At 65.5% G+C, this 11,270-nt stretch carries 10 protein-coding genes; 4 read left to right on the top strand and 6 right to left on the bottom strand.

Features of this window, described 5'->3' with window-relative positions; genetic code table 11:
* Positions 1 to 432, bottom strand: coding sequence for a tellurite resistance TerB family protein (locus tag ABID37_RS01410; protein WP_354192182.1), 432 nt, complete (start codon positions 430 to 432; stop codon positions 1 to 3).
* Positions 433 to 600: 168 nt separating this feature from the next.
* On the opposite strand from ABID37_RS01410, the gene ABID37_RS01405 reads away from it, so the two are divergent.
* Complete coding sequence (locus ABID37_RS01405) at positions 601 to 1,386, top strand: TSUP family transporter (protein ID WP_354192181.1); 786 nt, start codon at positions 601 to 603, stop codon at positions 1,384 to 1,386.
* A gap of 3 nt (positions 1,387 to 1,389) precedes the next feature.
* Here ABID37_RS01405 and ABID37_RS01400 read toward each other — a convergent pair whose 3' ends face one another.
* On the bottom strand, positions 1,390 to 2,859 hold the full coding sequence (locus ABID37_RS01400) for a cobyric acid synthase (RefSeq protein WP_354192180.1): 1,470 nt from the start codon (positions 2,857 to 2,859) through the stop codon (positions 1,390 to 1,392).
* 194 nt (positions 2,860 to 3,053) lie between these two features.
* Here ABID37_RS01400 and ABID37_RS01395 point away from each other — a divergent pair, with 194 nt between their 5' ends.
* Together ABID37_RS01395 and mmsB are read left to right on the top strand one after the other, a co-directional pair.
* A complete protein-coding gene (locus tag ABID37_RS01395) occupies positions 3,054 to 4,223 on the top strand; it encodes an isobutyryl-CoA dehydrogenase (RefSeq protein ID WP_354192179.1) in 1,170 nt (389 codons plus the stop codon).
* Between the two features lie 94 nt (positions 4,224 to 4,317).
* Positions 4,318 to 5,202 carry a 3-hydroxyisobutyrate dehydrogenase gene (gene mmsB, locus ABID37_RS01390; RefSeq protein ID WP_354192177.1) on the top strand — a complete coding sequence of 295 codons (885 nt, stop codon included), beginning with the start codon at positions 4,318 to 4,320 and terminating at the stop codon, positions 5,200 to 5,202.
* A 391-nt stretch (positions 5,203 to 5,593) separates the two neighbouring features.
* Here mmsB and ABID37_RS01385 read toward each other — a convergent pair whose 3' ends face one another.
* The gene (locus ABID37_RS01385) at positions 5,594 to 6,970 is read right to left on the bottom strand and encodes an aspartate aminotransferase family protein (RefSeq protein ID WP_354192176.1); all 1,377 of its coding nucleotides are present in this window, start codon (positions 6,968 to 6,970) and stop codon (positions 5,594 to 5,596) included.
* Positions 6,971 to 7,270: 300 nt separating this feature from the next.
* Between ABID37_RS01385 and bmt the strand changes: the two genes are divergently transcribed.
* A complete protein-coding gene (bmt, locus tag ABID37_RS01380; protein WP_354192175.1) occupies positions 7,271 to 8,287 on the top strand; it encodes a betaine--homocysteine S-methyltransferase in 1,017 nt (338 codons plus the stop codon).
* Here bmt and ABID37_RS01375 read toward each other — a convergent pair whose 3' ends face one another.
* From ABID37_RS01375 to ABID37_RS01365, 3 genes are all read right to left on the bottom strand, one after another.
* Entirely contained in the window at positions 8,288 to 8,467 is a 180-nt protein-coding gene (locus ABID37_RS01375; RefSeq protein WP_354192174.1) for a hypothetical protein, read from the bottom strand.
* Between the two features lie 219 nt (positions 8,468 to 8,686).
* Positions 8,687 to 10,687 (bottom strand): vWA domain-containing protein, encoded by a 2,001-nt coding sequence (locus ABID37_RS01370; RefSeq protein ID WP_354192172.1) that lies wholly within the window; start codon positions 10,685 to 10,687, stop codon positions 8,687 to 8,689.
* Between the two features lie 2 nt (positions 10,688 to 10,689).
* Entirely contained in the window at positions 10,690 to 11,250 is a 561-nt protein-coding gene (locus ABID37_RS01365; protein ID WP_354192170.1) for an RNA polymerase sigma factor, read from the bottom strand.
* Positions 11,251 to 11,270: the final 20 nt, after the last annotated feature.

Here is an 11,270-nt window from a genome sequence, read left to right as displayed (position 1 = left end):
CTATCCCCTGCCCCTCACCACATCGGCCGGGTCGATATCGAGCACTTCCAGCGTGCGCTTGAGCAGCCTGATCTCGTTCTCTGCCAGGCTGGCATCCGCCTTGGCGATCTCGGCCATGTGCCCGGCAAGGGTGCGCCTGCGCTCCAGCGGCAGGTCACGGAACAGCGCCACCGCCTGCGCGCCCGTGGTCTCGTAGCCGGCCTCGTTGAGATATTCGACCACCCCGTCGATGCTGGCCTCCGGAATGCCGAACGCGTCGCGGCAGATGCGGCGGAAAGTTTCCATCTCGCTGTCGCTGACCGAACCATCGGCCAGGATCATGCGAAACAGCATCAAGAGTTCCGCCGAAAGCACCGGATCGTCGGCGACCTTGCGCACGCCGGGGTCGCCCTCGAACAGGTTTCGTATGTGGTCCAGAAACGCGAACGCCATGAAATTCCCCTCATGCGCCAATCCGGCCATAGTTAGAGCATCGCAAGGAAAAGGGGAATCCGGCTTTCGTCGTCTTGCATCGAAGCAAGGCGAAGTGTGGCCATTGCGCAATGGCGCTGCATGTGGTGGAAGCTGCCTCGAAACTTTTCCTCCCGCCGGTTCAGCCTCATGATCGAATTTACCGCCGATACCGTCGCCATGCTGGCGCTGGCCGCCTTTCTCGCCGGCATCATCGATTCCATCGCCGGCGGTGGCGGGCTCGTCACCATTCCCGCCTTGCTGCTGGCCGGCATGCCGCCGGTGGAAACGCTGGGCACCAACAAGCTGCAAGGCCTGTTCGGCTCCGGTTCCGCCACGCTCGCCTATGCCAGCAAGGGCCATGTCGATGTGCGCAAGCAATTGCCGGCGGCCGGCTTCGCCTTCCTCGGCAGCGCCCTCGGCGCGCTGGCGGCAACGGTCGTTCCGGCCGAAATCATGCAGGCGGCGCTGCCGGTCCTGCTGGTGGCGATCGCGCTCTATTTTGCCCTCAAGCCCAATATGGGCGACGTGGACCGCGCCGAGCGCCTGTCACCCTTCCTGTTCGGCCTCACCATCGTCCCGATGATCGGCTTCTATGACGGCTTGTTCGGTCCGGGCACCGGCTCGTTCTACATGCTGGCCTTCGTCACCCTGGCAGGCTACGGCGTGCTGAAGGCCACGGCCCACACCAAAATGCTGAACTTCGCCACCAATATCGGCGCCTTCGCCGTTTTCGCCATGGCCGGCGTGATCCACTGGAAGATCGGCCTGATGATGGGCGTCGCCCAGTTTCTCGGCGCGCGCCTCGGCGCCACGCTGGCCATGCGCATCGGCGCCGGCCTCATCAAGCCGCTTCTGGTGGTGGTATGCCTGGCGCTGGCGGTGAAGCTGCTGGCCGACCCGGCCAACCCGCTGCGCCTGGTCCTTGGGGTTTAGATTCTACCGAGCCAGCGCGAAAATGGCGTCGCAGTCGAGGCATGTTTCCAGCTCAGCCGCAATGTCGTCCAGCGCCCGCTCCACCTGCGCCCTGTAGTCGAGCCCGCCTCCCTTCACCCCAAGGCTTTCAAGCAGCCGCGCCCGGAACGCGTCGGCTTCGAACAGCCCGTGCAGATAGGTGCCGAACACCTTGCCGTCCGCTGAGGTCGCGCCATCCTCGACACCGTCGATCATGGCGACCGGACGGCCGCAATCGGGACCGGACGTGCGTCCGAGATGGATTTCGTAGCCCGACAGCGGCAGGTCGAAGGCAACCGAGCGGGCGCCGACATTGCGCACGGTCTTTTCAGGCTCCATCACCGTCTCGACATCGAGCAGGCCGAGCCCGTCCGCTTCCCTCACCCCGCCCTCGATACCGTCTGGGTCACGCACCTTGCGCCCAAGCATCTGGTAGCCGCCGCAGATGCCGATGACATGGCCCCCGCGCCTCCGGTGCGCCTCCAGATCGCGGTCCCAGCCGTTCCCGCGAAACTGCAACAGGTCGCCGATGGTCGACTTGGAGCCGGGGATGACCACCAGGCCGGCATCCTGCGGGAGGTGCTGGCCGGGCGGCACGAACACCACCTCGACCTGCGGCTCGGCGCGCAACGGGTCGAGATCGTCGAAATTGGCGATGCGCGACAGCATCGGCACCGCCACCTTGAGCGCCCGCCTCTCGCCGGCGGCGAGCCGTTCCAGCACCACCGAATCCTCCGATGGGAGCCTTGCGGCAGCCTTCAGCCACGGCACCACCCCGAAGCACCGCCAGCCGGTGAATTGTCCAATCGCTTCAATGCCATCGTTGAAAAGGCTGACATCGCCCCGGAACTTGTTGATGAGGTAGCCGGCCACCATTCGCCGATCTTCCTCCGGCAGGATCAGATGGGTGCCGGCCAGCGAGGCGATGACGCCGCCGCGGTCGATGTCGCCCACCATCACCACCGGCACGCCGGCCCCGGTGGCGAAGCCCATATTGGCGATGTCGCGGGCGCGCAGGTTGATCTCGGCCGGCGATCCGGCCCCTTCCACGATGACGAGATCGGCGCCCTCGCCCACCTTCGCCCAGGAATCCATGACGGCGTCCATCAACTGCCCCTTGAGCACCTGATAGTCGCGGGCCCGGGCTTCGCCCAGAACCTTGCCCTGCACCACGACCTGCGAGCCGATATCGGTCTGCGGCTTGAGCAGAACCGGGTTCATGTGCACGCTGGGCGGCGCGCCGCAGGCCAGCGCCTGCAGCCATTGTCCGCGTCCGATCTCGCCGCCGGCCGCCTCGCCCGGAATATCGGCCACGGCCGCGTTGTTCGACATGTTCTGCGGCTTGAACGGCCGCACCTTCAGCCCGCGCCGGTGCGCAGCGCGGCACAGCCCGGCCACCAGCACGGTCTTGCCGACGTCCGAGCCGGTGCCCTGCAACATAACCGCCCGCGCCATCAGCAACATCCTCCGCCGCAAGCCCGGTCATGTATTTGTGCTGACATGCGCTATCTCGATCTTCAAATTTTGCACAGCCGCTCCGCTTATGGTCGGGTTGCGCGGCCTTATCATTGGTCTAGAGTGTCCGCCATCCATAGCCAAGCATTGCCGGCGAGCAAAATGACGGCCCGCCGAGCGGACGGGAGGACGCGATGGACGGTGCTGTTTCAACGCATGGCAACCAGTTCGAACTCACCGAAGACCAGCGTGCGATCCAGGACATGGGGCGCGCTTTCGCGGAAGACCGCGTCGCGCCGAACGCACTGGAATGGGACAGGGAAAAGCGTTTCCCCGCCGATGTGATCCGCGAGACAGGCCCGCTCGGCCTCGGCGGCATCTATGTGCGCGACGATGTCGGCGGTTCGGACCTTTCGCGCCTGGACGCGGTTCTGGTGTTCGAGGCGCTGTCCCACGCCTGCCCGGCCTTCTCGTCCTTCATCTCGATCCACAACATGGCCGCCTCGATGATCGACCGCTACGGCGACGAGGAGCAGCGCCAGCGCTTCCTGCCGAAGCTCACCACCATGGAATGGCTGGCAAGCTATTGCCTGACCGAGCCCGGTTCCGGCTCCGACGCAGCCGCCTTGCGCACCCGGGCCGTGCGCGACGGCGACGACTATGTGCTGAACGGGGTCAAGCAGTTCATTTCCGGCGCCGGCGACAACGACCTCTATGTGGTGATGGCGCGCACCGGCGAGGATGGTGCCAAGGGCATTTCGACCTTCGTGGTCGAGAAGGATACGCCCGGCCTTTCCTTCGGCGCCAACGAGCACAAGATGGGCTGGCACATGCAGTCCACCCGGCAGGTCATCTTCGAGGATTGCCGGGTTCCGGCCCAGAACCGGCTGGCGCAGGAGGGCAAGGGCTTCTCCATCGCCATGTCGGGCCTCGACGGCGGCCGGCTCAACATTGCCGCCTGCTCGCTGGGCGGCGCGCAATCGGCCCTCGACAAGGCCCTCACTTATACGGCCGAGCGCAAGGCATTCGGCAGGAGCATCGACCAGTTCCAGGCGCTGCAATTCCGCCTTGCCGACATGGAGACGGAACTCCAGGCCGCCCGCATCTTCCTCTACGCCGCCGCTTCAAAGCTGGACGCCAAGGCCCATGACGCCTCGAAATGGTCGGCCATGGCCAAGCGCTTCGTCACCGACACCGGCTTCAAGGTGGCGAATGACGCGCTGCAACTTCTGGGCGGCTATGGCTACCTGCACGACTACGGCATCGAGAAGCTGGTCCGCGACCTGCGCGTGCATCAGATCCTCGAAGGCACCAACGAGATCATGCGCGTGATTGTCGCGAGGCATATCATTGGAAGGCAATAGGGGAGTAAGGCAGTAGGGCAGTATGTCAAAGCTGCCTCCCCCTACTGCCCTACTGCCCTACTCCCCTATTCCCCTAACTCCGAAGGAGTTCACCATGACCACCATCGCCTTCATCGGTCTCGGCAATATGGGCAACCCCATGGCCGCCAATCTGGTCAAGGCAGGTCACACCGTCATCGGCTTCGATCTCGTCGCCGAAAATCTGGCCACCGCGCGCGAGCACGGCGTGACCATCGCGGCGGATGCGGCCGCCGCCGTCAGGGAAGCGGAGGTGGTGGTTACCATGCTGCCGGCCGGCAAGCATGTGATCGCGGTCTATGGGGACATCGCGCCGGCCGCGAAGCCCGGCACGCTGTTCATCGATTCCTCCACCATCGACGTCGAGTCGGCGCGCAAGGCGCATGCGCTGGCGGCCGACCATGGCCATGTTTCGGTCGATGCTCCCGTTTCCGGCGGCACCGGGGGCGCCACGGCCGGCACGCTGACCTTCATGTGCGGCGGCGCCGAAGGCGCATTCGCCCGCGCCGAGCCGATCCTGCAGCCCATGGCCGGCCGCATCGTCCATTGTGGCGGTGCCGGCGCCGGCCAGGCGGCCAAGATCTGCAACAACATGATCCTCGGCATTTCGATGATCGGCGTGGCCGAAGCCTTCGTGTTGGCTGAAAAACTCGGCCTGTCGCATCAGGCCCTGTTCGACGTGGCTTCCACCTCGTCAGGCCAGTGCTGGTCGCTGACCACCTATTGCCCGGTGCCGGGGCCGGTGCCCACCTCTCCCGCCAACAACGGCTACAAGCCGGGCTTCGCCGCGGCGCTGATGCTGAAGGACCTGAAGCTTGCGCAGGAGGCCGCCCAGGGCGCCGGCGCGGCGACCCCGCTGGGTGCCGAAGCCGCGCAACTCTACGGCCTGTTCAACGCGCAGGGCGGCGCGGGCACCGATTTTTCCGGCATCATCGAGTTCCTGCGCGGCCAAAAAGGCTGAAGCACCCCGCACTCCGCTGGCCCTGCCGTTTCACCCCGAGGTTGCAATCCGGGCAACCTCGTGCACGCCTGACGATAGGCGCTAAGCTCACAAGAAATATCGCAAATTTAGGTTTGCTTAAGCTCTCGCTAACCGACCGGTAACGATGTCGCTGTAAAACCATAACCCGAAGGCGGGCGACCGCCCTACGCTCCGGATCAGGTTGTGCGTACCGGAGCGCGAAGTTTGAGTGAACGAGTGTGGTTTCGCAGCGTTCGAGTGGCGAAACATCCTGCGTATCCGGCAAGACCGCGTTCCGAAAGGAGCGCGGTTTTTGCTTTCCGGACAGGTCTTTGCTTTCCGGCACCGGGCGGAGAACCTGCCGCACAAGGAGCGGCAGGTCCGTGATGGCTCAGCCGAACAGGTCCTTCTCGGCCAGATCGAGCGCCTTGACGATCCGCTCGCAGGCAAGGTCGATCGTGTCGCGCGTCCAGATCAGCGGCGGCGACAGGATCATGGTGTCGCCGGTGGCGCGCAGCATCAGGCCGTTGGCGATGGCATGGTCGCGCACCACGACGGCCGCGCGGCCGTCGCCCTCGAAGCGCTCCCTGGTCGCCTTGTCCTTGACGATCTCGATAGCGCCCATCAGGCCGAAGGAACGCACCTCGCCCACCAGCCGGTGATCGGCAATGCGCTCGCGCAGCGCCTGGGCGAAATAAGGACCGGTATCGGTCTTCACCCGCTCGACCAGCCCTTCCCGCTCGATGATGTCGAGATTGGCGAGCGCCACGGCGCAGGCCACCGGGTGCCCCGAATAGGTATAGCCGTGGTAGAATTCGCCGCCCTTCTCGATCAGTGTCGAAGCGATGCGGTCGCCGACCAGCAGGGCAGAAAGCGGCTGGTAGCCGGAGGTCAGCGCCTTGGCAGTGGTGATGGTGTCGGGCTCGATGCCGAAGGATTGCGCCGCAAACCATTCGCCGGTGCGTCCATAGCCGGTGATGACCTCGTCCAGCATCAGCAGCACATCGTATTTGCGGCAGATGCGCTGGACTTCCGGCCAGTAGCTCATCGGCGGGATCTTGACGCCGCCGGCCCCCATGATCGGCTCGCCGATGAAGGCCGCGACATTCTCCGGTCCCGCCTCGAGAATGGCGTCCTCGATCGCCTTGGCGGCGCGCAGGCCGAACTCATGGTCGCTTTCGCCGGGCAGCGCCAGCTCATAGGAATAAGGCATCATCACATGGACGATGTTGGGCACTGCGCCGCCAAGCTGCTTGTGCATCGGCTCCATGCCGCCGAGCGAGGTGCCGGCCACGGTCGAGCCGTGATAGGCATTCTTGCGCGAGATGATGCGGTTCTTCTCCGGCTTGCCTTCCAGCGCCCAGTAGTGGCGCACGAGGCGCAGCGCCGTGTCGTTGGCCTCCGAGCCAGACGAACCGAAAAACACCTGGTTGACGCCCTTCGGCGCCAGTTCGGCCAGCCGCTTGGCCAGAAGCACCGGCGTCGGGGTCGAGCACTTGAAGAAGGAGTTGTAGTAAGGCAGCTCCTTCATCTGCTTGTAGGCGGCCTCGGCCAGCTCGTCGCGCCCGTAACCGACATTGACGCACCACAGGCCAGCCATGCCGTCGAGGATCTCGTGGCCTTCGGAATCGTAGATATAGGGCCCTTCGGCCCGCGTGATGATGCGCGATCCCGCTTCCCGCAACTCCCTGTGGTCGGTGAACGGATGGAGGTGATGCGAAGCATCGATCTGCTGAAGCTGCTTCAGCGAATAGTTCTGATAGGTCATGATGTTACCCCTGTTTCCTGAATCTGTCCGGCAACAAGGCCGGGGCGGATTTCAGGCCGGGATGGGCGGAGAATAGCCGATACGGGCGCACAGGCGCAGAAGCTCGGCATGGCGCGTGCGCGGAGACGGCGTCACCGCGACGGACCTTTTAGCAGGATGGATCGCACCCGAGCACATGCATCGATCCTAACAAAGCGTTTTTGGAAACGCCAGTTCGCCCTGTATTCCGCCACCCCAAGCGCATTGACGAGACATAAAGAAATCCTTATGTCTTGTGAAACATTTCCCGAAGGCACAATCATGACGAATCCGATCGAGGCCCTGATTGCCGAAAAGGGCGTGCTGCTTGCCGATGGCGCGACAGGCACCAATCTGTTCGCCATGGGGCTGGCCGCCGGCGAAGCGCCCGAACTGCTCAACGAGACGGCGCCCGACACCATCGCCGCGCTGCACCGGAACTTCGTCGAGGCCGGCGCCGACATCATCCTCACCAATTCCTTCGGCGGCACCCGCCACCGGCTGAAGCTGCACCATGCGCAGGACCGCGTGCACGAGCTGAACAGGCGCGCGGCCGAAATCGCCCGCGCCGTGGCCGACGAGGCCGGCCGCAAGGTCATCGTCGCGGGCTCGGTCGGCCCGACCGGCGAGCTGTTGGTGCCGCTCGGCGCCCTCACATATGAGGAGGCGGTCGAGGCCTTCGCCGAACAGATGGAGGGGCTGAAGGCGGGCGGCGCCGAAGTCGCCTGGATCGAGACCATGTCTGCGCCCGATGAAATCCGCGCCGCCGCCGAAGCCGCCATCCGTGTCGGCCTGCCCTATGTCTATACCGGTTCCTTCGACACTGCCGGCCGCACCATGATGGGCCTGTTACCGAAGGACATCCATGCCGTTGCCGACGGGCTGGCGCAGGCGCCGCTTGGCGTCGGCGCCAATTGCGGCGTCGGCGCTTCGGACATCCTCGCCTCGCTGCTCGACATGACCGAGGCGAAGCCGGAAGCCACCGTCATCGTCAAGGGCAATTGCGGCATTCCCGAATTCCACGGCTCGGAGATCCGCTATTCCGGCACGCCGGAACTGATGGCCGACTATGTGCGGCTGGCGGTCGATGCGGGCGCCCGGATCGTCGGCGGCTGCTGCGGCACCTCCTTCACCCATCTGGCGGCCATGCGCCAGGCGCTGGACGCCCACAGCAAGGCTGCACGCCCCACCCTCGAAACCATCGTGGAGCGCATCGGCCCCCTGCGCAACAAGGCCGCGAGCCCGAACGGCGCCGGAACCGGCGAAGGCCGGCGCGAACGCCGCCGTTCGCGCGCCTGATCAAAACTCCGCGTAGCTGGAAAGCACCGAGGCCTGATCCGCCGCGGGGCTCTCCCCGCGTTGCATCATCATCACGGATTCGCTGGCCCGCGGATCGGAAATCCGCTCCAGCATGGCGCCGAAGCGCGGATTGTTGAGCGCCGACAGGGCCGTCTGCCGCGCGGCCTGCACCGCGCTCATCGCGTCCCCGGAAGCTGTCCGAGGCCCGGCAGTCCCCTCGCGCGCCGCATAGGCGCCCAATCCCGCATTACCGTCAACGCGCATCGCGCCGGCCCCCAATCTCAACCGTCTCCATCATGGACGAGAGGCATTGCGATGCCGTCGCCGGGATCGGTCGCATTTTAGAGATCAAGAAAAAACCGGCGGACGGACCGCCGGCTTTCTCGACGCCGCAGGCCGTCAGTTGCGGCCGGACAGGGCTTCCGCCAGCCGCACCAGCGACAGGAATTCCGCACGATATCCGAACGGGTCGGTCCCTCGTGACTCGGAGGCCATCTGCTGGATGCGGTCATAGCCGAACCCGGCCAGTTCCCCCTCCTCCCGCAGTTTCTGGCCGAAAGCCGCGACCGCCACCGAAAAGCGCTGATCCTCGCCGGCTGCCGCGAACGAGGTTACCTCGTCGGCCGCCGTCACCGGACGGGTGATGAGCTTCGAGGTGTCCTCATCCGGCAACTTGTAGCGGATCTTCACGAAGGCGTATTCATCCGCATTGGCGACGCCACCATTGTCGGTGGAGGCTTCGCCATAGCGCAGCGGGTCGATCTGCTGGGCCGCACCCTTCGGCGTGATCTCATAGATGGCGGTAACCGAATGGCCGGAGCCGATATCGCCGGCATCGATGCGGTCATTGTTGAAATCCTCACGCGCCAGGGCCCGCGTCTCGTAACCGATCAGGCGATATTCCGAGACCTTCTGCGGATTGAATTCGACCTGGATCTTCACGTCCTTGGCGATGGGGAACAGCGTCGAGGCGGATTCCTGTACCAGCACCTTCTCCGCTTCCGCCAGCGTGTCGATATAGGCGGCGGTGCCGTTGCCGTTCTGGGCGATGGTCTGCATCATGCTGTCGTTGAGGTTGCCGCGCCCGAAACCCAGCACCGACAGGAAGATGCCGGCCTTGCGCTCGCCCTCGATCAGGCGCTTGAGATCGCCATCGTCGGTCTGGCCGACATTGAAGTCGCCGTCGGTGGCGAGCATGACGCGGTTCACGCCGCCCCCCACGAAGGACTGCTTCGCCAGCCGGTAGGCCTCGCGGATACCGGCCTCCCCGGCCGTCGATCCACCTGCCTGCAAGCCGTCGATCGCGGCAAGGATCTTTGCCTTGTCCGATGCCTTGGTCGGCTCCAACACCGTTCCCGCCTCGCCCGCATAGGTGACGATGGAGACGGTGTCGTCCGCCTCCAGCCGGTTCACCAGCATGCGGAAGGCCGATTGCAGCAGCGGCAGCTTGTCCGGCTCGTTCATCGAGCCCGAGACATCGACGAGGAACACCAGATTGGCCTTCGGCTTCTCCGCCGGCTGCACGTCATAGCCCTTGATGGCGACATGCATCAGCCTGTGCTCACCGTTCCACGGCGCCGGCATCACCGTCACATCGGCATTGAACGGCGTTTCCGCCGATTCGGGCCCCTTCCAGGCATAGGGGAAATAATTGACCATCTCCTCGACCCGCACCGTGTCGGGCTGCGGCAGCACGCCCTGGTTCAGGGAACGGCGCACATAGGCATAGGAGGCCGTATCGACATCGACGGAGAAGGTCGAAACCGGCTGCTCGGCCGCCGAGCGCACGGGGTTGCTGTCGAAGCTGCCGACCTTGTCGCGGTTGGGCTGCGCCGGCACAAAGGGTTCTGGAGCCGGGTGGACCATAATGCTGCGCTGCTGGAGCGAGACGGTGCCCTCCCGCCCCATCTGCTTTTGCAGGTGCGGCGCAGGCCGCGCCGCCGGCATGTCGGCCGATGCCGGGGACGGGGCCTGGGGCGCGGCCATCTCGGTCTCGGCCGCATCTTCGCGCACGGCATTCTCCAAAGCTTCGGTCTTCATCTCCGCACGTTCGCGGACGACCTCGCCCGCCGGCGCTTCGGCCGGCGGCGTGTCGTGCCGGGCAGAGGTGAAGTGCGAGCCCTGCACCAGGTAAAGCGCGGTGTAGCCGGCGATCGGCAGGGCGACGAGGCCGGCAAGGGCCGGCGCGGCAATCAGTTTCTTCTGCATCATGTCTCTCCAGAGCTTGCGTGCTCGGCCGGTGAGACGATGCCTGGCGGCCATTCCTTGGGGGGCGGCCGAAATTTCTTCCTGCGCGTCAAAGGCCTGCATGGCCGCGTGCAGGGCCTGCACCCTGGCTTGCGGGCTCGCCTTGGGGACGTCCATCCCGCCCAGCCTTCGGAGTTCCTTGTCGTCGACCATGGTCACACTTCCCCGGCCTGGCGCACGAGCACCTTCAGCCGCTTCTTCGCTTCATGGATGTGCCAGGAAACCGTCGCTTCCGAGATCGCCATGACCTCGGCGGCGGCGCCATGGGCCAGCCCCTCGCCATAGACGAGCAGAACCGCGTCGCGCTGCTTGTCGGGCAGGCGGCGCACGGCATGCCACAGCGCTTCGAGCTGCTCGTCCGCCGCGCTGTCCGGCCCGGCCATGGCCAGCATCTCGACGCCATAGGCCTGCGCCTTGACCGTCTCGCGGGCAGCCTTGCGGGCCATGTCGCGCACCGCGTTGAGCGTCAGCGCGTAGAGCCACGTGGTAAAGCTGCCGTCGCCGCGATAGGTGCGGATCGAGCGGCCCATGCGCACGCAGACATCCTGCGCGATATCCTCGGCATTCGTACGGTCGCCGCTCCAGCGCCAGGCGAGCCGGTGCACGAAATCATAGTGCCGTTCGACCAGTGCGCCGAAAGCCGCCCTGTCTCCGTCCCTCGCCCGGCCGATCAGATCGGCGTCGGAGGCATCGCCATCATCCAGCATCATCGCCATCATCGTGCCTTGGACGACGT

The sequence above is a fragment of the Aquamicrobium terrae genome, assembly GCF_040545735.1.
Lineage (GTDB): Bacteria > Pseudomonadota > Alphaproteobacteria > Rhizobiales > Rhizobiaceae > Mesorhizobium > Mesorhizobium terrae_A.
The sequence above is the reverse complement of the archived record's forward strand: the minus strand, read 5'-3'. Positions and strand labels throughout refer to the sequence as shown.

Coding starts and splice junctions, on each gene's coding strand:
- ABID37_RS01410 (WP_354192182.1), bottom strand. CDS start 432: ATGGCGTTCGCGTTTCTGGACCACATACGAAACCTGTTCGAGGGCGAC.
- ABID37_RS01405 (WP_354192181.1), top strand. CDS start 601: ATGATCGAATTTACCGCCGATACCGTCGCCATGCTGGCGCTGGCCGCC.
- ABID37_RS01400 (WP_354192180.1), bottom strand. CDS start 2,859: ATGGCGCGGGCGGTTATGTTGCAGGGCACCGGCTCGGACGTCGGCAAG.
- ABID37_RS01395 (WP_354192179.1), top strand. CDS start 3,054: ATGGACGGTGCTGTTTCAACGCATGGCAACCAGTTCGAACTCACCGAA.
- mmsB (WP_354192177.1), top strand. CDS start 4,318: ATGACCACCATCGCCTTCATCGGTCTCGGCAATATGGGCAACCCCATG.
- ABID37_RS01385 (WP_354192176.1), bottom strand. CDS start 6,970: ATGACCTATCAGAACTATTCGCTGAAGCAGCTTCAGCAGATCGATGCT.
- bmt (WP_354192175.1), top strand. CDS start 7,271: ATGACGAATCCGATCGAGGCCCTGATTGCCGAAAAGGGCGTGCTGCTT.
- ABID37_RS01375 (WP_354192174.1), bottom strand. CDS start 8,467: ATGAGCGCGGTGCAGGCCGCGCGGCAGACGGCCCTGTCGGCGCTCAAC.
- ABID37_RS01370 (WP_354192172.1), bottom strand. CDS start 10,687: ATGGTCGACGACAAGGAACTCCGAAGGCTGGGCGGGATGGACGTCCCC.
- ABID37_RS01365 (WP_354192170.1), bottom strand. CDS start 11,250: ATGGCGATGATGCTGGATGATGGCGATGCCTCCGACGCCGATCTGATC.